This is a genomic window from Bradyrhizobium sp. (genome assembly GCF_035570375.1).
Classification (GTDB): Bacteria; Pseudomonadota; Alphaproteobacteria; order Rhizobiales; family Xanthobacteraceae; genus Bradyrhizobium.
The window spans coordinates 16,855-42,754 of sequence record NZ_DATMLW010000210.1; the positions used below are offsets into that span (position 1 = coordinate 16,855).

The 25,900-nt window shown below is 61.2% G+C and carries 30 protein-coding genes; 14 read left to right on the top strand and 16 right to left on the bottom strand.

Annotated elements, in window-relative coordinates:
• Positions 1 to 279: 279 nt before the first annotated feature.
• A complete protein-coding gene (locus VNX23_RS23250; protein WP_325633916.1) occupies positions 280 to 603 on the top strand; it encodes a hypothetical protein in 324 nt (107 codons plus the stop codon).
• 63 nt (positions 604 to 666) lie between these two features.
• On the opposite strand, the gene VNX23_RS23255 is transcribed toward VNX23_RS23250, so the two are convergent.
• Entirely contained in the window at positions 667 to 1,374 is a 708-nt protein-coding gene (locus VNX23_RS23255) for a class I SAM-dependent methyltransferase (protein ID WP_325633917.1), read from the bottom strand.
• Positions 1,375 to 1,495: 121 nt separating this feature from the next.
• Here VNX23_RS23255 and VNX23_RS23260 point away from each other — a divergent pair, with 121 nt between their 5' ends.
• On the top strand, positions 1,496 to 2,035 hold the full coding sequence (locus VNX23_RS23260; RefSeq protein ID WP_325633918.1) for a DNA starvation/stationary phase protection protein: 540 nt from the start codon (positions 1,496 to 1,498) through the stop codon (positions 2,033 to 2,035).
• Positions 2,036 to 2,438: 403 nt separating this feature from the next.
• Positions 2,439 to 3,443, top strand: coding sequence for a DUF3592 domain-containing protein (locus tag VNX23_RS23265; RefSeq protein ID WP_325633919.1), 1,005 nt, complete (start codon positions 2,439 to 2,441; stop codon positions 3,441 to 3,443).
• Here VNX23_RS23265 and VNX23_RS23270 read toward each other — a convergent pair.
• From VNX23_RS23270 to carA, 3 genes are all read right to left on the bottom strand, one after another.
• Complete coding sequence (locus tag VNX23_RS23270) at positions 3,418 to 3,948, bottom strand: cupin domain-containing protein (protein WP_325633920.1); 531 nt, start codon at positions 3,946 to 3,948, stop codon at positions 3,418 to 3,420. The genes VNX23_RS23265 and VNX23_RS23270 overlap by 26 nt on opposite strands.
• Positions 3,949 to 4,087: 139 nt before the next feature.
• Positions 4,088 to 4,597, bottom strand: a complete 510-nt coding sequence (locus VNX23_RS23275; protein WP_325633921.1) for a PaaI family thioesterase — start codon at positions 4,595 to 4,597, stop codon at positions 4,088 to 4,090.
• 108 nt (positions 4,598 to 4,705) lie between these two features.
• On the bottom strand, positions 4,706 to 5,896 hold the full coding sequence (gene carA, locus VNX23_RS23280) for a glutamine-hydrolyzing carbamoyl-phosphate synthase small subunit (protein WP_325633922.1): 1,191 nt from the start codon (positions 5,894 to 5,896) through the stop codon (positions 4,706 to 4,708).
• A 138-nt stretch (positions 5,897 to 6,034) separates the two neighbouring features.
• Here carA and VNX23_RS23285 point away from each other — a divergent pair, with 138 nt between their 5' ends.
• The 4 genes from VNX23_RS23285 (at position 6,035) to VNX23_RS23300 (ending at position 10,859) form a co-directional block, all read left to right on the top strand.
• Positions 6,035 to 6,736, top strand: coding sequence for an alpha/beta fold hydrolase (locus VNX23_RS23285; protein ID WP_325633923.1), 702 nt, complete (start codon positions 6,035 to 6,037; stop codon positions 6,734 to 6,736).
• Positions 6,737 to 6,969: 233 nt separating this feature from the next.
• Positions 6,970 to 7,425, top strand: a complete 456-nt coding sequence (locus VNX23_RS23290; RefSeq protein ID WP_325633924.1) for a GatB/YqeY domain-containing protein — start codon at positions 6,970 to 6,972, stop codon at positions 7,423 to 7,425.
• 124 nt (positions 7,426 to 7,549) lie between these two features.
• Complete coding sequence (locus VNX23_RS23295) at positions 7,550 to 9,073, top strand: FAD-dependent oxidoreductase (RefSeq protein ID WP_325633925.1); 1,524 nt, start codon at positions 7,550 to 7,552, stop codon at positions 9,071 to 9,073.
• 178 nt (positions 9,074 to 9,251) lie between these two features.
• Positions 9,252 to 10,859: an acyl-CoA synthetase gene (locus tag VNX23_RS23300; RefSeq protein WP_325633926.1), complete on the top strand. Its 1,608-nt coding sequence runs from the start codon at positions 9,252 to 9,254 to the stop codon at positions 10,857 to 10,859.
• A gap of 234 nt (positions 10,860 to 11,093) precedes the next feature.
• On the opposite strand, the gene VNX23_RS23305 is transcribed toward VNX23_RS23300, so the two are convergent.
• The 4 genes from VNX23_RS23305 to VNX23_RS23320 form a co-directional block, all read right to left on the bottom strand.
• A complete protein-coding gene (locus VNX23_RS23305; RefSeq protein ID WP_325633927.1) occupies positions 11,094 to 11,795 on the bottom strand; it encodes a hypothetical protein in 702 nt (233 codons plus the stop codon).
• A gap of 203 nt (positions 11,796 to 11,998) precedes the next feature.
• Positions 11,999 to 12,184, bottom strand: coding sequence for a hypothetical protein (locus VNX23_RS23310; protein WP_325633928.1), 186 nt, complete (start codon positions 12,182 to 12,184; stop codon positions 11,999 to 12,001).
• Between the two features lie 406 nt (positions 12,185 to 12,590).
• Positions 12,591 to 12,878: a hypothetical protein gene (locus VNX23_RS23315; RefSeq protein WP_325633929.1), complete on the bottom strand. Its 288-nt coding sequence runs from the start codon at positions 12,876 to 12,878 to the stop codon at positions 12,591 to 12,593.
• A 119-nt stretch (positions 12,879 to 12,997) separates the two neighbouring features.
• The gene (locus tag VNX23_RS23320; protein ID WP_325633930.1) at positions 12,998 to 13,258 is read right to left on the bottom strand and encodes a GlsB/YeaQ/YmgE family stress response membrane protein; all 261 of its coding nucleotides are present in this window, start codon (positions 13,256 to 13,258) and stop codon (positions 12,998 to 13,000) included.
• 509 nt (positions 13,259 to 13,767) lie between these two features.
• On the opposite strand from VNX23_RS23320, the gene VNX23_RS23325 reads away from it, so the two are divergent.
• Positions 13,768 to 14,616, top strand: a complete 849-nt coding sequence (locus VNX23_RS23325; protein WP_325633931.1) for an Npun_R2479 family HD domain-containing metalloprotein — start codon at positions 13,768 to 13,770, stop codon at positions 14,614 to 14,616.
• A gap of 10 nt (positions 14,617 to 14,626) precedes the next feature.
• Here VNX23_RS23325 and VNX23_RS23330 read toward each other — a convergent pair whose 3' ends face one another.
• The gene (locus VNX23_RS23330) at positions 14,627 to 15,619 is read right to left on the bottom strand and encodes an ABC transporter substrate-binding protein (protein WP_325633932.1); all 993 of its coding nucleotides are present in this window, start codon (positions 15,617 to 15,619) and stop codon (positions 14,627 to 14,629) included.
• Positions 15,620 to 15,916: 297 nt separating this feature from the next.
• Between VNX23_RS23330 and VNX23_RS23335 the strand changes: the two genes are divergently transcribed.
• Positions 15,917 to 16,111: a hypothetical protein gene (locus tag VNX23_RS23335; RefSeq protein ID WP_325633933.1), complete on the top strand. Its 195-nt coding sequence runs from the start codon at positions 15,917 to 15,919 to the stop codon at positions 16,109 to 16,111.
• A gap of 259 nt (positions 16,112 to 16,370) precedes the next feature.
• Here the strand turns inward: VNX23_RS23335 and VNX23_RS23340 are convergent, their stop codons facing one another.
• A complete protein-coding gene (locus VNX23_RS23340) occupies positions 16,371 to 16,604 on the bottom strand; it encodes a hypothetical protein (protein WP_325633934.1) in 234 nt (77 codons plus the stop codon).
• A gap of 187 nt (positions 16,605 to 16,791) precedes the next feature.
• Here VNX23_RS23340 and VNX23_RS23345 point away from each other — a divergent pair, with 187 nt between their 5' ends.
• Positions 16,792 to 18,363 (top strand): winged helix-turn-helix domain-containing tetratricopeptide repeat protein, encoded by a 1,572-nt coding sequence (locus VNX23_RS23345; RefSeq protein WP_325633935.1) that lies wholly within the window; start codon positions 16,792 to 16,794, stop codon positions 18,361 to 18,363.
• Between the two features lie 21 nt (positions 18,364 to 18,384).
• On the opposite strand, the gene VNX23_RS23350 is transcribed toward VNX23_RS23345, so the two are convergent.
• Together VNX23_RS23350 and VNX23_RS31115 are read right to left on the bottom strand one after the other, a co-directional pair.
• Positions 18,385 to 18,807, bottom strand: a complete 423-nt coding sequence (locus VNX23_RS23350) for a GFA family protein (protein ID WP_325633936.1) — start codon at positions 18,805 to 18,807, stop codon at positions 18,385 to 18,387.
• Positions 18,808 to 18,829: 22 nt separating this feature from the next.
• The gene (locus tag VNX23_RS31115; RefSeq protein WP_414643063.1) at positions 18,830 to 19,102 is read right to left on the bottom strand and encodes a hypothetical protein; all 273 of its coding nucleotides are present in this window, start codon (positions 19,100 to 19,102) and stop codon (positions 18,830 to 18,832) included.
• 49 nt (positions 19,103 to 19,151) lie between these two features.
• Between VNX23_RS31115 and VNX23_RS23360 the strand changes: the two genes are divergently transcribed.
• From VNX23_RS23360 to VNX23_RS23370, 3 genes are all read left to right on the top strand, one after another.
• Positions 19,152 to 20,717, top strand: coding sequence for a winged helix-turn-helix domain-containing tetratricopeptide repeat protein (locus tag VNX23_RS23360; RefSeq protein WP_325633937.1), 1,566 nt, complete (start codon positions 19,152 to 19,154; stop codon positions 20,715 to 20,717).
• A 252-nt stretch (positions 20,718 to 20,969) separates the two neighbouring features.
• On the top strand, positions 20,970 to 21,443 hold the full coding sequence (locus tag VNX23_RS23365) for a cupin domain-containing protein (protein WP_325633938.1): 474 nt from the start codon (positions 20,970 to 20,972) through the stop codon (positions 21,441 to 21,443).
• Between the two features lie 163 nt (positions 21,444 to 21,606).
• Entirely contained in the window at positions 21,607 to 22,389 is a 783-nt protein-coding gene (locus VNX23_RS23370; protein ID WP_325633939.1) for a DUF2189 domain-containing protein, read from the top strand.
• A gap of 25 nt (positions 22,390 to 22,414) precedes the next feature.
• Here VNX23_RS23370 and VNX23_RS23375 read toward each other — a convergent pair whose 3' ends face one another.
• Genes VNX23_RS23375 through VNX23_RS23390 form a run of 4 tightly spaced genes read right to left on the bottom strand, consistent with a single transcriptional unit; the run spans position 22,415 to position 24,168 of the window.
• Positions 22,415 to 22,927 carry an SRPBCC family protein gene (locus VNX23_RS23375; RefSeq protein ID WP_325633940.1) on the bottom strand — a complete coding sequence of 171 codons (513 nt, stop codon included), beginning with the start codon at positions 22,925 to 22,927 and terminating at the stop codon, positions 22,415 to 22,417.
• Positions 22,928 to 22,935: 8 nt separating this feature from the next.
• Positions 22,936 to 23,397: an SRPBCC family protein gene (locus VNX23_RS23380; protein WP_325633941.1), complete on the bottom strand. Its 462-nt coding sequence runs from the start codon at positions 23,395 to 23,397 to the stop codon at positions 22,936 to 22,938.
• 11 nt (positions 23,398 to 23,408) lie between these two features.
• Complete coding sequence (locus VNX23_RS23385) at positions 23,409 to 23,861, bottom strand: SRPBCC family protein (protein WP_325633942.1); 453 nt, start codon at positions 23,859 to 23,861, stop codon at positions 23,409 to 23,411.
• The gene (locus tag VNX23_RS23390; protein WP_325633943.1) at positions 23,854 to 24,168 is read right to left on the bottom strand and encodes a metalloregulator ArsR/SmtB family transcription factor; all 315 of its coding nucleotides are present in this window, start codon (positions 24,166 to 24,168) and stop codon (positions 23,854 to 23,856) included. The genes VNX23_RS23385 and VNX23_RS23390 overlap by 8 nt, the downstream gene beginning before the upstream one ends.
• 282 nt (positions 24,169 to 24,450) lie before the next feature.
• Between VNX23_RS23390 and VNX23_RS23395 the strand changes: the two genes are divergently transcribed.
• The gene (locus tag VNX23_RS23395; RefSeq protein WP_325633944.1) at positions 24,451 to 25,893 is read left to right on the top strand and encodes a hypothetical protein; all 1,443 of its coding nucleotides are present in this window, start codon (positions 24,451 to 24,453) and stop codon (positions 25,891 to 25,893) included.
• The last annotated feature ends 7 nt before the right edge of the window (positions 25,894 to 25,900 follow it).

The window sequence follows — 25,900 nt, forward strand, 5'->3', positions numbered from 1 at the left end:
AGGCTGGCAATGCCGGCGCCCGACTTCGCTCTCCGAGCTATGCGCGGGCTTCGCCGCAATGGGGCTTGCCGAGCCGAAGCTGCATCAGCAAGCGAAGGCTGGAGGTCCGGCCTGGATTTGAACCAGGATCAAGAGCGGTGCAAGGAATGCCCGGCATCCCGAGAAGGCAGCCGCAAATCAGCCGTGTTTGGCCGTGCTTGATATGAAGACGTGAGAGCGCACGGCGTGGCAATCGTTCGGTGAAGTCCCAGGATGCGGACGCATGCGATAACCCTTGCGATGATGGTGCTGGCGGGATTTTCCGCTCAGAGTGCCGCACAGGAGCAGTGCCCGGAATTGAGGCGGCTGCGCAGCGAGGCCGCGGAAGCGTCGAAACAAGCGACGGGCGTTGGGACACAGGGTCGCTGCGAGGCATACATCCGCTTTTCCATGGCATGGCACGATTTGGTTCGGTATGCCAAAGACCATCGCGAGCTGTGCGACATTTCCAAGGTTTCGCTGGGCGAGATCGACAGGCGTCACCGCGAGGCAGTGAAAGCGCGCGACAATGTCTGCACGAACCGTCCTCTTCGCCCATATCCAGCCGAAGTCCTGCCACGTTGACAGCTCCGCCTTTCGGGATGTTGCATTTGATTTTTGAACTCGCCGCAAGGCGGGTTGCGAATGTCAAATCCGCTCCGCCAGCGAAGGGCGCGCGACAAAGGTCATCCGGTATTGGTTGTGGCCGATATTGAACGGCGCGCGCGAGGCGGTGAATCCGGCCTTGGCGAGCTTTGAGATGATCTCGTTTTCACTGTAGCGCTGCAAACCGACGCGGCTGCGCAATTGCCGGTAGTCCGACAAGGCGGTCGAGACCAGGCCGAGCAGCGCATCGCCCAGGAAGCCGTTGCGCGCCGCAAAGCGCAACAGCGCAAACACGTCGCGCAGCATGCCGATTTCCGGGCGAAGAACGTCGCCGACAACGAGCCGCCCGCCGGATTTGAGCAGCCGGTAGATGGTGGCAAACGAGGCATCGAGCTCTTGCGGCGTCATGTATTGCGCGACCGAATTCATCACGACCAGATCGACGGATTTTTCGGTCATCTTCCGCAAATCATCGAGCGAGCGCACCCGGATCCTGGTGTTCGGGGCAAAGCGCGCGATCAGCCGGCCGCGCACGCCGGGCGCGGGCTCCGCCAGGTACAGCTTGCCGCAGGCATCCGCTACCTTTGCAGCCGACAGCGCCTCGCCACAGGCGTAATCCAGCACCACCGCATCGGGTGAGGAAATGTAGCCGATGATGTCGCGGGCGATCAGCTGGAAATGCAGATCGCGATGCAGCTTGCTCGCATAAATCGTATGCGTGGAATCGTAATAATCGATCCATTCATCCATGACTTGAGGCGTCCGGCAAAGGGGTTCCGGTGATAGGAACCGGGGGGCGCATGATGCGTTAGAGGGTCCGGCGACCGATGTCCATTGCCGCCACACCCCGGTACTTACAGGAAGGTCCATCGTGAGCAAAGCCAAGCCCGACAACAGGCCCCACAAATCTTCTCCCGATCTCGATACTCCCACCGATTTGCCGCCGGCCGCTGTCGAAAAGCTATCGACCGCACTCAACACGCTGCTGGCCGACGCCTTCGTGCTCTACGTGAAAACCAAGAATTTCCATTGGCATGTCAGCGGACGACATTTCCGCGATTATCATCTGTTGCTGGACGAACAGTCGGAGGCGATTTTCGCCACCACCGACCAGCTTGCGGAGCGGGTGCGCAAGATCGGCGGCACTACGCTGCGTTCGATCGGCCAGATTTCGAAATTGCAGACCATCCACGACAATGACGAGGAATATGTCCCGCCGCGCGAGATGCTGCGCGAACTGATGGAAGACAACAAACACATGGCGGCGGCAATGCGAATGGCGCACCAGCTTGCCGACGACAACGAGGATTCCGGCACCGCCGGCCTGCTCGAGACCTTCATCGACGAGACTGAGCGGCGCACCTGGTTCCTGTTCGAGGCTTCCCGCCAGGAAGGCAGCAACGCGGCGTAGGTTACTCTGCGAGAAGCGCAAGCGATAAGGATTCATCCGCTATCTCATCCCTCCCCCGCGAAAGCGCGGGGAGGGTGGCCGGCCGAAGGCCGGTCGGGTGGGGGAGTTAGCGATTTACCGAGCGTCATCTCAAATGTAAGCGCGCCTTTGAATACCCCCACCCCGGCGCTGCGCGCCGACCCTCCCCATAAGGGGGAGGGATGTGGAGAGATCACCGGGCGTGAATTCAAATCGGGCGCATGCGCGCGTTAGTTCGCCATGTCCACCAAGCTTTTCGAAGACGCCCTGGTTAATTCCCGGTTAGGGCTTCGCGTAAATGCACGCGGAAATCCCGGCCGGGTTCTTAAAAATCATTGTCTATGAAGATCGTCGCGGATCACTTTGCGATTTTGGTCGAGACGCGATGGCCAGTCTGGCAACTTCTCGCACTACGGCTCACATCAGGCCATCCGGCCTGGCCGGATTGTTCGGTTTGTTCGCCGGGCTTTGCGCCATTTTTGCCGCCTGCGCCACCGTTGTCGACTGGCATCACGAGTTCACGCAAACGAAATGGCCGATCGTCTCGGCGATCGTCGAACGTGCCGACGTCCTGGTCCTGCGCCGCGCGCCCAACGACGGCGGTGGGATGTCGTGGAAGCTCAACGCGCGCGTCCGGTACGAGGCCAGCGGCAAGTCACGGACAGCGGTCTTGACCTCACGCACGGTCTATTCGGAACAGGAAGCCGCACAGCTCCACGCGTGGGCGGGGCAGCATCGCAGTGGCAGCCAGATCGAGATTCGCCACGATCCACACCAGCCAGGTCGCGTGGTTTTTGCATCTGCGGAAGGCCCGTTTACCTCGGACCGAATCCGAACCGACCTCATTCTGTTCACGCTGGCCGCGATCGCGTCAGTGGCGCTTTTGGAACTGGCGAAGGTGCTCAGGACGCACGAGGCAAGCTCCGCACCGGTTGCCGGGGATGGTCAAGGTGGAAACCTCGCGGTCGGGCTGTTCTCTGCCGCGACGGGTTTGATGATCACGGGACTGGCGCTCGATCGCGCGATACGCGCAGATCCGCTGACCGCGGATAGTTTGATGGCCGTTCCGGCGGGGTTGATGTTCGTCTTTGCCGGAATTCTGATCGGCCTGCCGCCGCAATACCGGCGATGGCGAAGCTGGCTGGCGACGCTGGTGGTGACGTGCTTTGCGATCACCTTCGATTGGGTCGCATTCGGCCCGGGCGAGCGGCACTTCAGCGGCAGCATCAACGGCATCGGTTTCGTTCCAGGCGAGACGATGGGCCGCTTCTTCTTTGGCGTCTTTGCGGTTGTGCTCGATATCTGCGCGGTCGGCATGTGGATCGGCCAACTCCATCCAGCTTCCACCCCGCCGGCTTCCGCAGCTAAGCCGGCCGATTCCACAATCTGACCAGCGCCCCATCTTCGCCTGTCACCGGGTCGGTCTTCGGCAATTTCACTTGCGGGATCGTCTTCAGCGCCTTGCGATGATTCTCGGGCGTCGGCCGCGTCACCTGCATCTTCGCCCCCGGCGGATAGGCGCCCACCACGGAAAAATCAGGGCTTGCCGAGAGGCATTGATGGCCGGTGCCGGCGGGCAGGATCGCGACGTCGCCGGCGGAGACTTCGAATTCCTGGCCCTGATCGCCACCGAACCGAACGCGGGCGTGCCCACGCGCAATCCCGAGCGCTTCGTGAACGGTCGAGTGATAATGCAGATAGTCGTAAATGCCGTCGCGCCACATGTCGCCCCAGCCATTGCCGCCGAACAGCTTTTCGATCGTCCTTTCGGGATGATCGTTGGTCACATCGATCGCGCCCTTGTAGATCGTAAACGGCAGCGGATTGTTGGGAACGAGGCCGTCGTCGGCAAACACGAAGGTGAGAGGATTGAGATCGACGTTCGCAATCGGCATGGCCAGTCCTGCTTATGCATTGCTGTCTAATGATCTCAGCTCAAACGCGTTCCGCAAGCTTTCGCTGGCGAAAGCGGTTCCGTCGTCACGCGGACGGTCCACCAAGGCCGGATTAGCAGGATCGACCGAAGTCGACCCCTCACATCCCCTTCGGGATATCGGCCGGGATTTCGAACACCAGACAGGTCGTGGTGGCATGGGCCAGAAGGCGGCCTTTGCTGTCGGTAATCCGTGCCTCGGCGGTGGCGGCGCGGCGGCCGACGTTGAGCGTGCAACCTTCGGATCGGACCACGCCGGTATCCTTGGTCATGCCGCGGATGAAACTGATCTTGAATTCGAGCGTGGTGTAGCCGGTCCCCCGAGGGAGCATCGAGTGCACGGCGAGCCCCATCGCCGAATCCAGCAATATTGCCGCATATCCGCCATGCACCGAGCCGATCGGGTTGTAATGCCGGAAGCCGGGCGTGCTGTGGAACACGACGAAACCCGGCTCGGCCACGGAATCGAAGGGTTCGACATTCTGCATGATCGGCGGCGTCGGCAGCCTGCCGTCGAACATGGCGCGGACGAAATCGATCCCCGCCATCGACCCCATTACTTCGGCCGGCGTCACGCCATATTCGATCCTGCGGGTGGTATCGTTTGCCATGAGGTGTCCTCTACCTGTACGATGATGATCGTCATGCAAATGATTGACACGATAGGCGATCTCTCTCAATCCCTCCCCACGCGTTCCGCGGGGGAGGGATGAGAGACGTCAAGCCCGCTTGCGTTCCCGCATCAAATCGGCAAACCGCTTGAACAAATAATGCGAGTCGCGCGGCCCCGGCGAAGCCTCGGGATGATACTGCACGGAGAACACCGGCTTGCCCTCGAGTTGGATGCCGCAATTGGAGCCGTCAAAGAGCGACACGTGGGTTTGGGCCGCACCCCTGGGCAGGGTCGCCTGATCCACCGCGAAACCGTGGTTCATCGAGGTGATCTCGACCTTGCCGGTAGTTTCGTCCTTGACCGGATGGTTGGCGCCATGATGGCCCTGATGCATCTTTCTGGTTTTCGCGCCGACCGCGAGTCCCAGCATCTGATGGCCGAGACAAATCCCGAAGGTCGGCGTGCCCGACTTGATCACCTTCTGAATCACCGGAACGGCGTATTTGCCGGTCGCGGCAGGGTCGCCCGGGCCGTTGGAGAGAAACACGCCGTCCGGGTTCATCGCCAGAATCTCTTCGGCCGAAGTCGTCGCCGGCACCACGGTGATTTTGCAGCCGATGCCGGCGAGTAGCCTTAAGATGTTGCGCTTGATGCCGTAGTCGACGGCAACCACGCTGAACTCGGGCTCGCTCTGGCGGCCAAAACCCTTGTCCCACGCCCACGGCGTCTCGTCCCAGGTGAAGCGCTGGCCGCATGTCACCATCGGCACCAGGTCCATCCCCTCCAGCCCCGGCCATTCGCGCGCCTCTTCCTTCAGGCCGTGCAGGTCGAACCTGCCGTCCTTGTTGTGGGCGATCACCGCGTTGGGCATGCCTTTGCTGCGGATGCGCGCCGTGAGCGCGCGGGTGTCGATGCCGGCAAGGCCGATGATGCCGCGCGCCCTCAGCCAGGCATCGAGATGGCGCGTGGCGCGATAGTTGGAGGGATCGGTGATCGCGGTGCGCAGGATCACCCCGCGCGCCCCTGGCGTCGCCGCCATGTTCACCATCTCGATGTCCTCGTCATTGGTGCCGACATTGCCGATATGCGGGAAGGTGAAGGTGATGAGTTGTCCCGCATAGGAAGGATCGGTGAGGATCTCCTCGTAACCGGTCATCGCGGTATTGAAACAGACTTCGCCCACCGCCTGGCCCTCGGCGCCGAGGCCGAAGCCTTCGAGCACGGTTCCATCGGCCAGCACGAGAAGCGCGGTCGGCTTGTGGTCCGGCCAGGCTGAGGCGTTTTCGCTGTCGGTCATGATCGCTCTACATAATCGCCGCGCGCGCAGGCGTCAAAGCCGGAAACGGCCGATTCCCCATGCCGTTTTTTGTTTATTTGACAGGTGAGGGGCGGTTCTTGATCTTGCCGCCAAGCCTTTTCCACCCCGGTGCCGCCAATGGACAACACCATGCCGATCCTGCTTGTTCCGGGCCTCGTATCCTCGCCCCGTATTTACGCGCCCGCGATGTGTGCGTTGTGGGCAATCGGCCCGGTCACCGTGGCTAACCATATTCGTGACGACAATATGGGCGCGATCGCACGCCGGATTCTCGACGAGGCGCCGCCGCGTTTTGCGCTGGCCGGCCATTCGATGGGCGGCTATATCGCGTTCGAGATCATGCGGCAGGCGCCGGATCGGGTATTGCGGCTCGCACTGCTCAATACCCAGGCGCGGCCGGATACGCCGGAAGCGACAAGCCGCCGCCGCAGCCAGATGGCGCGCTCGGAAGCAGGCGACTTCCGCGATGTCCTCAATGAGCTGTTTCCGATCTTCGTGCATCCGATGCGGCGCGACCGCGCCGATCTGTTGCAACTGGTGCACGACATGGGCGGCGACGTCGGCGTCGAGGCTTTCATCCGCCAGCAAACCGCCATCATCGGCCGGCCGGATTCACGCCAGACGCTTGCAACGATCAGCTGTCCAACGCTGGTGCTGACGGGCGACCAGGACCTCGCGATCCCGAACTCGCTGTCGAAGGAGATGGCGGACGGCATTGCCGGCGCCAAACTCGTGATCCTTTCGCAGTGCGGTCATCTTTCGCAAGTTGAGCAGCCGGAGGCGACCGCGAATGCGCTGGTCGAATGGCTACGACTCTAGATCATGATGCGATCAAGTGTAAATCGCATCACGATCTCATCTCTTTGTTTGAGCATGATCTTTTCGGAAAACCGGTTTCCACTTTTCCGGATCATGCTCTAGCTTGTTGTTTGAGCATGATCTTTTCGCCAAAACCGCTTCCCGCTTTCGCGGATCATGCTTTGGTTGTTTCGGTCGAGTAAAACGCCTAGATCGGGGTTCAAGCCAAAAAAACCCGCCAGAGGATGAAACCAATGCTGCGCGACGACATCAATAATGCGGTCAAGGACGCGATGCGGGCGAAGGACGAGCGCAAGCTCTCCACGCTTCGGATGGTGAACTCGACCATCAAGAATGCCGATATCGAGGCGCGCGGCGAGGGCAAGCCGCCGCTTGGCGACGAGGACCTGCTGCGGGTGTTGCAGAAAATGATCAAGCAGCGTCAGGAGGCGATCGAGCTTTACGAAAAGGGCGCGCGCGCCGAGCTCGCCGCGCAGGAACGCGAGGAGATCGCGATCATCCAGGCCTATCTTCCGAAACAAATGTCGGAAGCTGACGTCAAGGCGGCGATTTCATCCGCCATTACCGAGACCGGCGCTGCCGGCATGAAGGACATGGGCAAGGTGATCGGCGTGTTGAAGGCGAAATATGCCGGCAGGATGGATTTCGCCAAGGCCAGCGGTCTGGTGAAGGCGGCGCTTTCTTCTTAACCTCGCCCCGCTCGCGGGGAGAGGTCGAAGCCGGAGCGAAGCGAAGGCTTCGGGTGAGGGGGCTTTCACGGAAAGTGTGGGGGCGGGGTTGACGAGGTAATTCAGGACCCACGGGAGGAAAACGATGGCAGATCAAGAAAACGCTTCCACCGGTCCCGATCTGTCCAAGGGCGTCGCGCTCTCCGAATTTTCCGGCCCCATGCTGCTCGGGCATGTCGGCGACGAAAACGTGCTGCTGGTGCGCGCAGGCTCGGAAGTCTTCGCCATCGACCCCCATTGCAGCCACTATCACGGTCCGCTCGCCGACGGCGTCGTCGACGGCGAGAGTATTCATTGTCCCTGGCACCACGCCTGTTTCGATTTGCGCACGGGCGAAGCGGCGCGTGCGCCAGCGCTCAATCCGATCGCAGTATGGAAGGTCGAGCGCGAGGGGGAGCGGATCTTCGTCCGCCAAAAACGCGAGCAGCCGAAGCCGCGCGTCAAGGGGGTCGTGGATGCGCCTTCCAGAATCGTGATTGTCGGCGGCGGGGCCGCGGGGTTTGCCGCCGCCGAGATGCTGCGGCGGCAGGAATATCGCGGCCACATCGTGATGCTCAGCAATGATGCCGCCGAGCCCGTGGATCGGCCCAACCTGTCGAAGGATTATCTCGCAGGCAGCGCGCCGGAGGACTGGCTGCCGTTGCGCCCCATTGATTTCTATGCCGATGCCGGCATCGATTTGCGGCTCGCTACCGAGGTCGCATCGATCGATGCCAAAACCAGAAACGTCATTCTCGCCGGCGGTGAAGCGATTTCCTACGATCGCCTTCTGCTCGCGACCGGAGCGGAGCCCGTGCGTCTGCCGATTCCGGGCCTTGACCAGCCGCATGTCCATGTGTTGCGCACGCTTGCCGATTGCCGCGCCATTATTGCGTCTGCGAACGGCGCGCGCCGCGCCATCGTGATCGGGGCGAGCTTTATCGGGCTCGAGGTTGCCGCCTCCCTGCGCGCCAGGAATATCGAGGTTCACGTCGTAGGCCTCGAGCAGCGGCCGATGGAGCGGGTGCTGGGAGCCGAAATGGGAGATTTCGTTCGTGGCTTGCACGAAGAACACGGCGTCATCTTTCATCTCTCCGACACGGTCACCTCGATTGCGGGCAAGCGCGCCACGCTCAAAAGCGGCGGCGTGATCGAGGCAGACCTGGTGGTAGTCGGCGTCGGTGTGCGGCCGCGGCTTGCGCTGGCCGAGAGGGCCGGGCTTGCGATCGACCGTGGCGTCACCGTGGATCAATATCTGCAAACCAGCGTGTCCGGAATTTACGCAGCCGGCGATATCGCCCGCTGGCCCGACCCGCATACGGGCGAAAACATCCGCGTCGAACACTGGGTGGTGGCGGAACGCCAGGGCCAGACAGCCGCGCGCAACATGCTGGGTCAGCGCGAGGTTTTTGACGCGGTGCCGTTTTTCTGGAGCCAGCACTACGACGTGCCGATCAACTATGTCGGGCACGCCGAGAAGTGGGACGAGATCGAAGTTGACGGCAATATCGGCGCGAAAGATTGCCTGGTGCGATACAAGAGCGGCGGGCGCGTGCTCGCAGTCGCCTCGATCTATCGCGACGTCGCCAGCCTTGAGGCAGAACTTGCGATGGAGCGGGCGGGGCGGTGAGTCCTTGATTTCCTGCCCTCTCCCCTTGCGGGAGAGGGTGCCGAGCGAAGCGAGGCGGGTGATGGGGTCTGCCGCAACGACGAATTCCCCGCACCCGGTTTCTCGCTCCCGCTCGAAACCACCCTCTCCCGCAAGGGGAGAGGGTTGAGTGGCACCGGAGTTGGTTTAAGTTGCTGCCATGCTCACCGAAACCACCGACTATAAAAAACTCTGCCGCGACTTCCGCTGGGAAATCCCGCCGAGATTCAATATCGCGACAGCCTGCTGCGACCGCCACGCCGACGGCAGCAACCGTCTGGCGTTGATTTATGTCGATGAGGACGGCGCCGCGCAACGCACCTCCTTCGACGAGATCGCGGAGATGTCGCGCCGTTTCGCCAACGTGTTGAAGGCGGATGGACTGACGCGTGGCGATCGCGTCGCGCTGTTTCTGTCGCAATCGCTCGAACTGCCGGTCGCGCATCTGGCCGCGTTTCGCGCCGGGCTGGTGTCGATCCCGTTATTCTCGCTGTTCGGCGAGGACGCGCTGCAATTTCGCCTGTCGAATTCCGGCGCGAAAGCGGTCGTGACCGATGTAGGTGGATGGGAGAAGCTGAAAAGGATCCGTAAGCACCTTCCCGAGCTCCGGAATGTCTATCTGATCGGTGATGCTCCCCCTGGCACGAAATCGTTCTGGTCGGAGATCGCGGCTGCCTCGCCGGAATTCGCCACCGTCGACACCGCAGCCGACGATCCCGCGATCATCATCTACACCTCCGGCACCACCGGCAATCCGAAAGGCGCGCTGCACGCGCATCGCGTCCTGCTCGGTCATCTTCCCAATGTCGAGATGGCTCATGATTTCTTTCCCAGGCCGGGCGACGTGATGTGGACGCCTGCCGACTGGGCCTGGATCGGCGGCTTGTTCGATGTGCTGTTTCCGGCCTGGTATCACGGCGTGCCCGTGGTCGGACACCGCGCGAAAAAATTCGAACCGCACGCCGCCATGGACCTGATGGCCGATCACGCGGTGCGCAACGTGTTTTTGCCGCCGACCGCGCTGAAAATGATGCGGCAGGCCGACGTCAAACATCCCGGCGTAAGGTTGCGCAGCATCTTCACCGGCGGGGAATCGCTCGGCGTCGAGCTCCTGGACTGGGTGCGCTCGACCTTCGGCATCGAAGCCCACGAGGTGTTCGGTCAGACCGAATGCAACCTCGCGGTCGGCAACAATGCGAGCCTGTTTCCGATCCGGCCGGGTTCGATGGGCAAGCCGACGCCCGGCTTCGATGTGCGCATCGTCGACGAAAAGGGAAGGGAATTGCCACGGGGCGAGCGCGGCATCATCGGCGTGCGCCAGCCCAATCCCGTCACCATGATCGAATACTGGAAAAATCCGGAAGCGACGGCCAAAAAATTTGCCGGCGAATTTTTGCTCACCGGCGATCTCGGCCGCCAGGATGATGACGGCTATTTCTGGTACGTCAGCCGCGAGGATGACGTGATCACCAGCGCCGGTTATCGCATCGGGCCATCCGAGATCGAAGACACGCTGTTAAAACATCCTGCGGTGGCGATGTCGGCGGTGGTCGGCATTCCCGATCCTGTCCGCACCGAATCGATCAAGGCCTGGATCGTGTTGCGGCCGGGCTTTGCGGGAAGCGAACATCTGGCGCGCGAGATTCAGGATTTTGTGAAAGTGCAGCTTGCCGCGCATGAATATCCGCGCTTCGTGCAGTTCACCGACGCTCTGCCGATGACCGCGACCGGCAAGGTGCTGCGGCGCGAGTTGCGGGCGAGGGGGTGAAGCGATGACGAGATTACGTTGGACCGCGGCCGCGATGTAGGTGCGCTCCCTCTCCCGAGGGGATAGGGTTGGGGTGAGGGCGTACGGTGGTTCGTAAGAGCGTGGCCCTCACCCGATTTGCTGCGCAAATCGACCTCTCCCCAGCGGGGAGAGGTGGACCGAAGAAGTCGCCGACGCGATTCAACCAAACTTCATCCTGCTCAAGAGCGAGAGGTGTAAGGCGCGAATTCTGCGCTACTGTGACGACGACAGGTGAACGATCTGCCGCCCGCCATTCATCGCCTTGAGATGGTTGACGTAGTTCTCGGGGCGTTGCCAGCGGGGAGGGGTTTTCAGGCCCATGAATTCGGCGATGTTGCCGATGAACCCGGTGCAGTTCATGGTTTCGGCGTTCCAGACCGGTGTACTCGCCCGCAGCTTCTTGATGTAGGCGAACACCCTCTTGGCGTCCGGCTCGTTCAGGTAGACGCGGTAATGGGCGGTCAGGTACTCCGGATCGAGATCGCCATAGCTTGCCCCGGTCTCGGACGGCACAGGCATCACATGGCCGAGGACATATTCCAGGGTGTCTCCCGCTGGCGTGAGGCCCGCGACTTCAACCGCTCGCTCGCCGGTTTTGCCATACCAGACGAAAGCGTGCCCCCAGCTCGCCGCCGTCCTGGCCCTGAAATCCACGTAGTAGGGGCCCTTTACCGCTTCCGAACCCGGTTTCCGCGCGGGCTGCGGTGCGGTTTTGGCTTCGATGGTCCCCTCACTGGAAACGAGCGCGTTGGCCTCGGCGGCGCGCTTGTGATCTTCCAGTGTCCGGGAACTTTCCGAACCGCTGCGGGCGTCGACTTCCTGGGCGCAAGCCGGTTCGATTTTGCAACTGAGCAAAAGGGCGAACGTCAGGCCCGCCATCAGGCATGGCGTCGGTCTCGTTGGTCTGTTTGCCACGTTCGCCCTTTGACTGTCGCGACGCTGGATCATGATGCGATCAAGTGGAATCGCATCATGATCTCGTCCCTTCGTTTGAGCCTGATATCCGGGCAAACGCGTTCCGCGTTTGCTAGCCAAGGGAAGACCGGTTTCCACTTTGCGCTAACGCGGCCTTCCGGGTCCGGATCATGCTCTGGAGGTCAGCTTCAGCAAACCTTGATTCAGTACTTCGATACGACAGGCGCCGGAGCCTTGCCGATCGGGCCTTTCCCGATGGGGCCTTTGCCGATCGGCATCTTGCCGATGGGAGCCGGCTGATAGACGGGCTGCGGGCGTGGGAGGTCGGCGGCGCCGGCGACGGTCACCATGGCGAGCGTTGCGCCCGCGACAATCAGAAATCTCTTCACGGTACTTCTCCTTCAAGACGAAAAAAGCGACGAGTTGCCGGGCGTTCTCCCCCAGACAGAGCATGCAGCGTGAACCTTGGAATGAGTCTAGAGTGCGGCAGAAAGGTCGCGCCCGAGGAACGGGTCCGCAGTGCGGCAAATATGACACATGGGGAGACCCGGAAGCTGTTGGGACCCGCGCCAATTCGTCCCGAGGCGATGCCAAGGCGATGTCGACCATCCTCCGCAGGAAGCGGACGGAGATTCAGATCACGTTTTGCACGCCAGCCGATTCGCCGCTTGTCAGGTGATGCGGGCCTGTAACACTCCTGCACAAGCGGCCCCGGGCGGTCACAAATGCCGCGGAGAGGCCGCCGTTCACATGCCGCTTGAGCCGCGGTCGAACGCGCAAAGGGACCTCTTCACGTCAAGCCGCTGCCCTGTTCTTTATGGCTCCGATGATGGCAGTAAGTATCGCCCCGCCGGCGCCGCCTGCAACCACGTTGGAGATGATTCCCGAAGCCGACAGGTTTCCGGACTGCGCGGCCGCAATCACCGACGGCATCAATAACGTAACGATCTGGCCCAGAACCCCGCCACCCACGAGCCCGCTTACGACATTTCCGATCGTTCCGAGATCGAAATTGGGAGATGCCTTGCCCGCACCCATACCACCGAGTGCACCGGCGGCGAGGTTAATCAGAATCTGTTCCATCATTGTCCTCCTGATGAATTGGTGAAGTGTCGGCCGCTCTCAGCGGCGATGGAATTTCCTTGCCGGCTGCCGCGATGGTTCGCGCGAACTTTCAAGACGCGCGACAACCGCTTCCGGCTTCAGACGCGGCTCTGGCGGCCTGCAAAAAGACCGTAAACGAAAAGCAGGATGACCGCTCCGACGACAGCTCCGATGAAGCCCGCACTCTCTCCGGCCTTATACCAGCCGACTGCCTGGCCGAGGTAAGTGGCGACGAAAGCTCCGACGATTCCGAGAATGGTGGTGAGAATGAAACCCGAAGGCTCATTGCTGCCGGGCATTATGAACTTCGCGATCACTCCGGCGATGAACCCAATGATGATTGTCCATAAAATGCTCATGCTATCACTCCTCCGGGGCAAAAGCGGCAATGCAGGCGTGGACTGGAAGCAGCGCGGTCCTCGGCCTGTCGGATGCAAAAAAAGAAAGTCCGGGATCACTGTAAAATTGTCCGCATCACCAGCAGTTTGATCTATGTCAATGATCCCTCGGCTTGCACAGAAGCTGTTGGAGCCTGATCCGGGTGAGATCAGCAGGCGCTTCCTGCGATGTCCCCCATTACCGCCCAGGTAGATCTTCGCGCCGGGCCTGCCGGCTTTCGGGCAAACGCTGACATTTCGCCGTAGCGGTTAGAGTGCAATATAGTCGCCTGGAGATGGTGTGGCGGTTCAGAAGCCCGCATCATTGCAGCCCGCGAGTTCGTCATGCGGACTTCTGAACCAAAGCCACACGAGAAACAGTAATTTTTGCTAGTGTCCTTTCGATTCCGAAGTTCGCAAACGGGGCCGCCGCAACATGGTGCAAACTTCGGAATCGGGACACTGGCGGCACCGGCTTCTCGGAGGCGATCATGTTCAATCCCACGCAGATTGTGATCCAGGCGTTTGTCGAGGAGCTTCGAGACATGTACCGCCAGATCTATGGGGTCCTCGAGCCCGCCTATCCGGACATCATCAGCTTCGTCGGGCGGCTTGCGCTCGAGAACATCGCCGACAGCGATGCGGCCTATCACGACATGAACCACACCATCATGGTGACACTGGTCGGCCAGCAGATTTTGCGCGGGAAACACACGCGCGAGGGCGGCGTCACCCCACGCGATTGGCTGCATTTCACGATTTCGCTCCTGTGTCACGACATCGGCTATGTGCGCGGGGTATGCCGGGGCGATAGCGACGGACACTACGTTTGCAACGAGAAAGGCGATCTGGTGTCGATATCGCCGGGAGCCACCGACGCTTCGCTGACGCCCTATCACGTCACGCGATCGAAGCTCTTCGTCCGCGAACGCTTCGGCAAGGCGAGACTGGTCCACATCGATACGCGGGAGATCGAGGCAAATATCGAGCACACGCGCTTTCCGGTGCCCGAGGACGAGCAGCATACCTCGACCGCCGATTATCCGGGGCTGCTTCGCGCCGCCGACCTCATCGGCCAGTTGGCGGACATCGATTATCTGCGCAAGACCTCGGCGTTGTTCGCCGAATTTTCCGAAACCGGCGCCAGCAAGAAGCTCGGCTATCATTCGCCCGATGATTTGCGCGCGGCGTACCCGGCCTTCTTCTGGAAGGCCGTCCGCCCCTATATCGGCGATGCGCTGCGCTATCTGCAGGTCACGCAGGACGGCAAGCAGTGGATCGCCAGCCTCTATGCGCACGTGTTCTCGGAAGAACACCGCGGAGCATTCGGCACGCATTGAGGCGGGCTTGCTATTCGATCACGTCGTCGGCGCGGCTGATCACGGTTGCGGGCACTTCCAGCCCAATGGCCTTGGCGGCCTTCAGATTGACGAGGACTTCGTACTTGTTGGGAGCCTGAACAGGCAGATCGGCGGGTTTTTCACCCTTCAGGATACGGTCCACGTAGCCGGCGGCGCGTCGCGTAGAGGCGATCGTATCGGACCCGTAGGAAATCAGGCCGCCATGCTCGACAAACGCCCGGTTGGCATAGACTGCGGGTAGTCGATATCTGGCCGCCAATCCGAGGATGAGATCGCGATGTCCGTTGACCTGCGCGCCAAAGGTTGCGATCAGGCCGCCGTGAGCGGAGCGTGCAACTTTCGCAATCCCGCTTTCTATCTCGCTGGCATCGCGCGTGCCGATTGGAACGATATCGGCACCCAGCGCACCCGCGACCGACTCAATGACGGCGAATTGCCCGATGCCCGAGGGCACGGTCGGGTCTCGAATCACTCCAACGCGGACGGTCGTCGGCGCTACCTGTTTGAGCAGTTCAAGCCATTTGCCGCTCAAACTGTATTCGAACTGCATGAAGCCCGTTACGTTGCCGCCGGGATGCGCGAGGCTCTCGACGAAGCCGCTGCCCACGGGATCGACGGCCGTCGTGAACACCACGGGTATTCGGTTGGTCGCCTGGAGCACCGGTGGAGTGGTGGTGCCGCCGCCCGAGACGATGACGTCCGGCGTCTCGGCCAGCAATTCGGCGACGCCCTTGCGAAGATCAGCGGGATTCGGCCTGACACGATGGATGGAGAGCTTCAGGTTCTGGCCATTGACCCAGCCGAGACTGCGCAATTGTTCCGTGAAAACTGAAATACGTTTCTCATATTCAGGATCATCTTCGTTGGCTTCGCCGATAAGAAGGGCGACACGGCGTAATTGGCGTCCCTGTTGCGCGCGCGCAGCCCATGGGAAGGCCGCCGCCGCACCGAGTACTGCAATGTGTTCTCGCCGTCTCATCATGGCCGCCCCTGCCCGGCACCATCCTAAACGCGCCCAGCTTGCCTCGGGAAGAGCGAAAGGTCGCACCGGGGTGCTTGGCAGCAGGCTGACCGCTTTCAAATGGCATCGCACGCCTCGCAAAGCGGAGCCATCGAGCCATCTTCGGGCCTGGGCCGCCGACCGGGAGGCAGCCCGGTCGCCCGCGCCAGCCAAAAGCGAGCCGCACCGTGGCTACAAAATTGCCTCAAGCCAGTCATCGTTTCGGTCGGGGCACGGGCAACCATTCGTTCCACTGTAGCGTTTGCGTGGAGTGGTGCCGTGCCGAATGATCTTCAGACCAAACTTGAGAAGTACGAGCGCAAGGCCGCGCAATACGAGAAGGCGGCGCAGCAGGCACCCGACGGGCCGCAGCGCGCGTTTTATCAGGGGCTCGCTCTTTACTGCGACGAGCTTGCGACAAAATTCCGGGAAGTCATGGCAAAGCGGTCTGGCGCATCTCTGGCGGCCGAGTGATATTGCCTTGCCTCTGGTGTGGCGGTTCAGAAGTCCGCATCATTTATGCCGCGGGTTCGTCATGCGGACTTGTCGGGCCCGCGGCGCCGTCCGCTGGCGGATGGTGTCGGCCCACCCAGGTGCAAGCGCAGTCATCGACCTTGCAAGCTCCAGGCTCTGGCAGGACTAACGCCTGACATCGAAACCGAGGCTTCCCGGTTTTTCTGAAATTTCATTTATGCGCGGGGAATGACCAAGCGCAGGCGATGATGCGAGCCGCTCAGCGCAGGTCCCAATATAACCCGACGCTGGAAACAATCAGCGCAGCCAAAGACCAGGTGATCGGATGGGTCAGCAACAACCGCAGAAGTGGTTCCCATTTCCGCCAGAACATTCTTGAACTCCGACCGGCTGCGGCGAAGCGGTAGATGCGGCGTCGGATCAACGGCGCGATGACCGAGACGGCCATCAGCTGAAGCGGACGAACGGGCGTTTGCTGCGAATTGACGGACATCGATGAGCTCTTGAGGCAAGGCGATCCGGCTCTCGGTGAGCGTGGATCAAACCGGCTCGAAAGGCAGCTTCCAGGTTGCGGCTGCGGTGAACCGAATATGCCGCTCGACTGACTCAAAGACTCTGAGGGCAACTTGATTTTGCCTTCAGATCAGCTTGATTGTTTCCCGAGAGCCACAGAGTTGGGTGTGCAATTTCTTTTTTATAATCATATACTTGATACCGATCGACGCGAGCTGAGCTGCGGCATTTGCGCTGTAGGTGTCGAGCCTCAGGTCTTCGACCTCTTGGTATACCTGCTCGAAAATCGCGATCGGGTCGTCAGCAAGGGCGATCTGATCGACAAGATCTGGAGCGGACGCAGCGTTTCCGATTCGACGCTTACCAGCCGCATCAACGCCGCACGCAAGGCGGTCGGCGACAGCGGCTCCGACCAGAAGCTTATTCGAACGGTTCCACGCAAGGGTTTTCGATTCGTGGGCGCGGTCCACACGCAACTGAGCTGCCCGACAGGCAATTCCGTCGCAGAAGGGGCCGATCGGGTCAGAGCACCGCGATCCGAGCTGATACAGTCCGAGCGACCGGCGATTGCCGTCCTGCCTTTCGTCAACATGAGCGGCGACCGGGAGCAGGAATATTTTTCCGACGGGATCAGCGAGGACATCATAACCGCGTTGTCCCGGCTGCGCTGGTTTTTCGTGATCGCGCGCAACTCGTCCTTCATCTACAAGGGCCGGTCCGTCCATATCGGTCAGATCGCCGACGAACTCGGGGTTCGCTACGTCCTCGAAGGCAGCGTTCGCAAGAGCGGCGAGCAGGTACGGATATCGGCGCAGCTCAACGATGTGTCCAGCGGCAGCCATATCTGGGCCGAACGCTTCGATCGCAGCCTCGCCGACGTGTTCGCGGTGCAGGACGAGATCACGGAGTCGATCGTTGGCGCCATCGAACCGCAGCTTTATGCCGCGGAAAATTTCCGCGCGCAGCGCAAGCCGCCGGGGAGCCTGGACGCCTGGGATCTGGTCATGCGGGCGCTGTGGTATTTTTGGCGCGTCACCCGGCAGGACAATGTGCCGGCGCAGGCGCTCCTGGAAAAGGCGATCGCCATCGATCCGAACTACGGTCAGGCACTCGGTTTGCTCGCCACCAGTCTCATCTTCGGCGCTCACATGGGCTGGGCGGACATGGACGCCGGGTTGCCGATTGCCGAACGTGCGGCGCTCGCCGCGGTGGAAGCCGACAGCGAGGACGCCTGGGCCCACCATGGACTGGCCTACGCCTATCTGTTCGCCAGACGTTTCGATGATGCGATCGCCGAATTCGAACTGGCGCTGCGGCTCAATCCCAACTTCGCGCTGGCGCAAGCCTTCTACGGCGTGACCCTCTGCTATGCCGGCCGATGGCAGGAAGGCGATCTTGCCGTCCGCCGCGCGCTCAGGCTGAGCCCGCGGGATCCGTCCCTGACGCTGTATTACGGCATCGCAGCCTACGCCCAATTCATCGGCCGCAACTACGATGAGGCGATCCGCCTCGCTCGCGAGTCGCTGCGGCAACGCGGCGATTTCGTCGGCGCCCACCGCGTCCTGACGGCGGCTGCCGGGATGGCTGGATACGACGAAGTCGCGAAGGCCGCGCTCGGGGAACTTCGCCGTACCCAGCCTAACGTCTCGCTCGCCTGGATCGCGAACGAATTGCCGATGCAGCACCGCACCGACCAGGAGCACTATCTCGATGGCTTCCGCCGGGCGGGGCTGAACTAGCCTTGCGCCTCTGCCGCCGATTCATTCGGCGACGATCGCGCCGGAGCCGCCGAACTCCGCCGGAAAATCCCTGAATTTCGGCAGCTCGTCGCGCATCGGCAGCACGGTCTCGGCGTAGTTGACGTGAACGGCAGGCACGAACGAAAGGGTCGGCACCGTCGCTGCGAAAACGTCGATGAGCCCAAGCGAGGGATGGCCGGTCATCAGGTGGCCGCCGCACTTCTTGCAGTATTGGCGATGGCTCGTCGGTGTCTTGGAGAACGTTGCGACGTGTTCCGATCCCGCGGTAATTCGTACCGCATTCGGCTTCCACAGGCTGAAGGCGTTGACGGGACCGCCCGACCAGGAACGGCACGAACGGCAATGGCAGTAGCCCATCGCTTCCGGCGCGCCGACGACTTCCACTTCGACCGCGCCGCAAAGGCAATTTCCGACATGTCTCATTCAGGTTTCCTCCTTCTTGAATTCAATTGCGCTCCGGTTGGGGTGCGGCCCGGAAGGCCACGATAAACCCCAGGTAGATTGGATGGCGCACGGACTTGTAGTATAGCGGCGTCCGGAATTGCGGCGCCGGCATCTCGGTTCCCACGAGATCGGCCGCGGCCGGATGCAACCCGAAAGTTCGAAGCCGGACCTGGGTCATGATCAACTCCGCGAGCCAGTTCAGGGGCCACGCCGTGCCACCGGCAGGATGCCGAAATGGCGCGCTCCAGGCCTTGCCGGGCGCTTGATTTCTCATTGAGACGACAATGATTTTTCCCTGAGGGCGGCTCGTCCGAAAGCTTTTCATGCAATTCATTTTTGAAAAATACTCACTTGATACCGAACGCCGCGAACTGTGCCGCGACGGCGTGCAGGTTGCGATGCAGCCGCAGGTATTCGATCTGCTGGTTCATCTGGTCCGGAATCGAAACCGCGTTCTCAGCAAGGACGATCTGATTTCCGTGGTGTGGAACGGCCGGATCGTGTCGGATTCGGCGCTTACCAGCCGGGTCAATGCCGCGCGAACCGCGCTCGAAGACACCGGCGAGGCGCAAAGGCTGATCCGCACGATCCCGCGCAAGGGCTTTCGCTTTGTCGGCGAGGTCCAGGAGCAATCGCGTAGCGCCGCAGCGTCCGATGGACGGCAACCGCATCAGCAGGCATTTCAACCGGATTCGCCGACGCCAGATCGGCCGGCGATCGCGGTGCTGGCCTTCGAGAACATGAGCGGGGATGCTGAGCAGGAATATTTTTGCGATGGCCTGAGCGAGGACTTGCTCACGGCGCTTTCGAAAGTGAAGTGGTTCTTCGTGATCGCCCGCAATTCTTCCTTCAGCTACAAGGGCAGGGCCGTTCATATCGCTCGGATCGCCGAAGAGCTTTCCGTGCGCTATGTGGTCGAGGGCAGCGTCCGCAAGGAGGGCGATTGCGTCCGGATCACGGCCCAGCTCAACGACGTGGCGACCGGCAGTCACGTATGGGCCGAGCGCTATGACCGGCATTTGACCGACGTCTTCGCCGTCCAGGACGAAATCACCAATGCCATTGTCGCCGCGATCGAGCCGCAAATCTACGCGGCGGAAAACTTCCACGCCAGGCGCAAGGCGCCGGACAATCTGGATGCGTGGGATCTGGTAATGCGCGCGCTGTCGCATTTCTGGAAGGTCACGCAGCAGGATCATTTGACCGCGCAGGCGCTCCTGCAGCGGGCGATCGCGCTCGATCCGAACTATGGCCAGGCTCTTTCCGTGCTCGCCTCGAGCCACATGCGTGCCGTACATCTCGGTTGGGAAGATCTCGCGACCGCGGCGCCGGCGGCGGAGCGTGCCGCGCTCAAGGCGGTCGACGTCTCGGGCGACGATTCGTGGGCCCACACGGCTCTGGGCAGTGTCTACTTTTCGACGCGCCGCCTTGAGGACGCGATCAGGGAATTCGAGCTGTCGCTTCACCTCAATCGGAATTTCTGCATGACGCATGGATATTACGCGCTTGCGCTTTGCTATTGCGGACGGACGCAGGAAGCCTACGAAGTGGCGCAACGCGCGATCCGGCAAAGCCCGCGGGATCCCTCCCTGGCGGTCTATTACGGGGTAGCCGGCTATGCACGCTTTGTGGAAGGAAGGTACGGCGATGCGATTGAGTTGGCCCGCAGCGCGATCCGCCAGCGTGGTGATTTCACGGGCGCCTATCGGCTGCTTACCGTGGCTGCCGGAATGTCGGGAGATCTGGAGTTGGCCGCTGCCGCCTTGCGCGAGTTACGCCGTGTCCAGCCGAATATCTCGCTTGACTGGATCGCCAACCAGCTGCCCTGGAAATTCGATCGCGATCGCCAGCACTATCTGGAAGGCTTCCGCCGCGCGGGTTTGGACTAACGCATGATCCGGACCCCGCGGAAACCTTGCAGCCAAGTTGCCTTGCAACCGGCGGGCGGGCTGCCTTCGAGCGGCGACTGTGAAGGCCTTCACACACTCCTTTGCCGTTTGATGTAAGCTCCGATACGCTACAATGCAGGCCTCCTGCAACGATGGCGGGTTCTGGTGTGGGCCCGCTACCTGCTTCGAACAGACATTGGTCTTTAGCGGCACATTCGTTTCACTCCACTTTGGTTCAATGGGAGAACGAGCATGCAAGCACAAACAGTTGGTCTGGTTTTGCTCCTCGCAGGCACGACGGGTGCGCTTGCCGAGGACATGAAGATGCCGGTCAACGCTTCGCAATTGAAATGGGGTCCAGCACCGGATGCGCTGCCGAAGGGAGCGCAGATCGCGGTGCTTTCGGGCGACCCGACGAAGGACGGTCCGTACGTCGTTCGTCTTCGACTGCCCAGTGGATACAAGGTTCCGGCGCATAATCACCCGACCACCGAGTTGGTCACGGTCCTGAACGGGAAATTCAACCTCGGGATGGGCGACAAGCTGGACCAGAAGAAGGGAATGCTTCTGACCAATGGCGGCTTTGCCGAGGCGCCGGCAAAGATGAACCACTACGCCTGGACCGGTAGCCCGACCCTGCTGCAAATCCACGGCCAGGGACCGTTCGCCATCAACTATGTGAACCCGGAAGACGATCCGCGGAGCAAACCCCAGGCCTCGCAGTAGGCGGCGATTGAAGGTAACGGTCCCGATCGGCCGGTCGGGACCGTTCCTCCGGCGAGTTTTCAGTCGCACCCGCGCTCCCCGACGGCGCGAAAAATTTTGATGCAGATCAACGCGCGCGCCTCGAGGCTTGCGTCAATGCCGCGAAAATATCGGGGAGAGGTCGATGACGACGATTTCCGGCAAGGTCGATCCGGTGGTGCGCCGCATTGGCGCGAGCGACATCGCCGAAGCGCTGGTGAAGGGCTTGCGCGATTTTCAGGCGGCGCCGCTTTACGGCCTCGCGTTTGGCGGGTTTTACGCCGCAGGCGGCATGGTGATCCTGCTCTGCCTGACGGCATTCGGAATGATCTATTTCGCCTATCCGCTCGCCGCCGGCTTTGCATTGATCGGCCCGTTCGTCGCAATCGGGCTCTACGAGGTCAGCCGGCGGCTGGAAGCCAAACAGCCGCTCTCGGTCCGCGCCATCTGGTCGACAGTGACCTCGCGCAGCGAGATCGGCTGGATGGCGTTCGTCACCTTGTTCATCTTCGTGATCTGGATGTACCAGGTGCGTCTTTTGATTGCGCTGCTGATCGGACTCAACGCCTCTTTTTCCAGCCTGCGCGAATTCCTCACCGTCGTATTGACCACCAATGAGGGGCTGGTGTTCCTCGCGATCGGCAACATCGTCGGCGCCGCGCTGTCGCTGATCCTGTTTTCGCTTACCGTGGTGTCGTTCCCGCTGCTGCTCGACCGCGATGTCGATTTCGTCACCGCGATGGTCACAAGCGTACGTTCGGTGGTGACGAGCCCGTTGCCGATGATCGGATGGGCCGCCGTGATCGTGCTCCTCCTGATCGTCTCGTCGCTGCCGTACTTCCTCGGGCTTGTGGTCACGCTGCCGGTGCTCGGTCACGCGACCTGGCACCTTTATCGCCGCATCGTCGCTCCGGTGGCCTCGGCGTAACGTCGTTTTCGGTGATGGGCACCTCTCACGGCGTCTTGATTCCCATTTTCCTCAACGCCGCCAGCATTTTTTGCGGCGGCGCCATCTTGACGGTGAGCGGCTGTCCGGTTTCGAGCAGGCTTTTCAGGCTCGACAGTATAGCGGGCCAGCCCTGGCGGCCGCCGGAGAGGATATCGTCATCGAGGGCGCGGTCGTGCGATTCGGTCATGGTGAGGCGGACCGCCTCGCCGGCCTGTTCGATTTCGTAAGTGACCAGCGTCGGACCGAGCTTTTCGACCAGCTCCGGCCAGTTGACGTTGAATGTCACCGTGAGCCTGCGCGGCGCGACGCATTCGACCACTTCGCCGTTGATATGCAGCGCGCCGTCCGGCGTGCGCACGATATAGGCGCCGCCAACCCGCAAGTCGACCTCGACCGAATTGCCGAAAAAATATTTTCGGCTGAATTCGCTTCTCGTCAGCGCCTCCCACACCTTCTCCGGCGTGGAAGCGATGTAGATGGTGTAGACCGTCATTGGCTTGAAATCGTCGATATTCATCGTCGTGCTCAATTTTCGAATTTGAGGGCAGCGTAGGGGATTTCGAGCGGCTGCCCGGTCTCGAGCAGGCTCTTCAGGCTCGACAGGATGGCGGGCCATCCCTTCGAGATTCCCGAATAGAACTTGCTGTCGTCCGCAAAACCTTCATGCGTCAGTGTCAGCTTGACGAGCTTGCCATAGGGTTCGAGCACGAAGGTCGCCAGCGCCGGGAATTCGTTTTTGTATTTGTGCGACAGGTTCACGAAAGTATAGGCGAGCCGTCGTGGCGGGTCGACCTCGACGACCTTGCCGGCGTCGGAAACGGTGCCGTCGCTGCGCACCATTTCGAACGACGACCCCACCTTCCAGTCCGATCTCAGACGCGCGCCGAACCAGTAGCGTTCGGTGAAATCGCCATCGGTGAGCGCATGCCAGAGCTTTTCCGGCGTGGTCTCGATATAGGTGACGTAGACGAATTCCGGCTTGAGCATCGGCTTGCTCCCTATGCTGCGTCGGACTTGATCTCGGCAGGTAGCGGGTGACCGGTCTCCAGAAAGCTCTTCAAACTCGCAAGTACCATCGGCCAGCCCTCGGAAATGCCACGCAACGTCTTGCCGCGTTCGTCGAGATTGTCATGGGTTACGGTCAATTTGACGACCTTGCCGCGCGGCTCGATGTCGAAGGTCACCCGCGAGGTGCGCTCCAGCTTCAATTCTTCCGCGCAGGCCTCCCAGGTGTAGGCGAGCTTCTTCGGCGCGTCCGATATCAGCACCTTGCCCAAGGGGGACGGCCTGCTCGGGTGAGTGAAGCGGTAGGGCGATCCGACCTTCCAGTCGGAGGCGATGCGGTGGCCGAACCAGTAGCGCTCGGTGAAGTCGCCGTCGGTCAGCGCATGCCATAGTTTTTCCGGCGTGGTCTCGATGTAGGTGACGTAGACGAATTCCGGCTTACTCATCGCGCTTCTCCAGTTGTCGTTTCAATTCGCTGAGCGCGGTGAGCTTGCCGCGCTCGAATTTTTTGATCCAACGCTCGCCAATCTGATGGATCGGAACCGGGTTGAGGTAGTGCAGCTTCTCGCGGCCGTGCCTGAACGTCGTGACCAGGTTGGCGGTCTCGAGAATCGCAAGGTGCTTGGTCACGGCCTGCCGCGTCATGGCGAGGCCTTCGCAGAGTTCGTTCAATGTCTGTCCATTCCTGGCGTGAAGCCGGTCGAGCAGGGATCGTCTCGATGCATCGGCCAGCGCCTTGAACACGTCGTCCATGGGTAGTGCCGCCGATTTGAAGTCCCTGCAGTGCAGCCGGCAATTCGAACCAGGGACTTCAAATCGAAAGCGGCACTAGAAATTTTTAGTTTCTAGTGCCCGTTCCTTCCCGAAGTTCGCTTAGGTGGGTGCTGAGGCGGATCGCGAACTTCGGGAAGCGGGCACTAGAAGGATATGCAACCAAATGGTTGCCTGTCAAGGGGGTGTTTTGGCGGCTGTAAATGGCTGTGGTAGTGGAGGGAGCAGCCAACGAAGATTGGTTTCAAAATCCTGGGTGGAAAAATGAAGCGTTACGTGAAGCCGGCAATACTTCTCTCGGCACTTTTCGTGCTCCCTGGCGGCGCCTCCGCGCAGAGTCAAAAAATCGGGGCCCCGCCCGAAGCCTCCAATATGCAACTGATCGGATATAACGACCTGCAGGCGCGCAGCGCCTATCAGCCGACCATTCATCATCAGGGCGACCGCTTCATCGCCTATATCGGCCATCACGGCGGCACCGAGGAAACTCCAAACCCGGTCAATCCGATCACCGGAAAAGCCGAGCCGAGCGGCACCTCGATCGTCGACGTGACCGATCCCGCACATCCGAAGTACCTGCACCATATTCCCGGACAGGTGGGAAAATACGAAGGCGGCGGCGCGCAAATGGTGCGCGTCTGCGACGGCAAGCAGTTGCCGAAGGGCGATCCCAACGCGGTCTACATGCTGCGTGCGGTGGGCAGTTCTGGACATGAAATATGGAATGTCGCCGATCCTTCCAATCCCATCCTTGTTGCCCATATTGGCGAGGGCCTGAAGGACACCCACAAGAACTGGTGGGAATGCGACACAGGCATTGCCTATCTCGTCACAGGCTTGCCCGACTGGCGCACTCGACGGATGACCATGATTTACGATCTCAGCGATCCCGCCCACCCGGTCAAGATCAGGGATTTCGGGCTTCCCGGTCAGGAGCCAGGCTCAACCGGCCCGGTGCCGACCGAAGTGCACGGGCCGATCTCGACTGGCCCCGAAGGCAACCGCGTCTATTTCGGCTACGGCACCGACAAGGGCGGCTTTTTGCAGATCGTCGATCGCGAAAAACTGCTCAACGGCCCGAAGGAGCCGACGCCGGAAAATCTGCGCTATCCGGAAATCTCGCGCCTGGCGATGTCGGCGTTCAACGGCGCCCACACCACCTTTCCGATGCTGAAGATGCCGGTTGCCGAATTCGCCCATGACAAGGAACCGAACCGCGACATCGTCATGATCGTGGATGAGGAGATCGTGAACGAATGTGCCGAGCCGCGGCAGATGGTCTGGTTCGCCGACGTCACCGTGGAAAACCGGCCGATGATGATCTCGAGCTATACGGCGAAGGAATCCAGCGGCTCGTTCTGCGAGCGGGGAGGGCGGTTCGGCGCGCATTCCTCCAACGAAAGCATGGCGCCGGTCTTCTACAAGAAGATGGCGTTCATTTCCTACTTCAATGCCGGCGTGCGCGCGATCGACGTCCGCGATCCCTATCACCCGGTCGAAGTCGGCTACTTCATCCCGGCGATCACGGCGGCAACCGACAAGCGCTGTGTCAAGATCGAGGGCAAGGACCGCTGCAAGGTCGCGATCCAGACCAACAACGTCGAAACCGACGAACGCGGTTATATCTACATCGTCGACCGCGCCAATACCGGCCTTCACATTCTGGAATTGACCGGAGAGGCGCGAAAGATTGCGGGATTGCCGTGAGGGAATG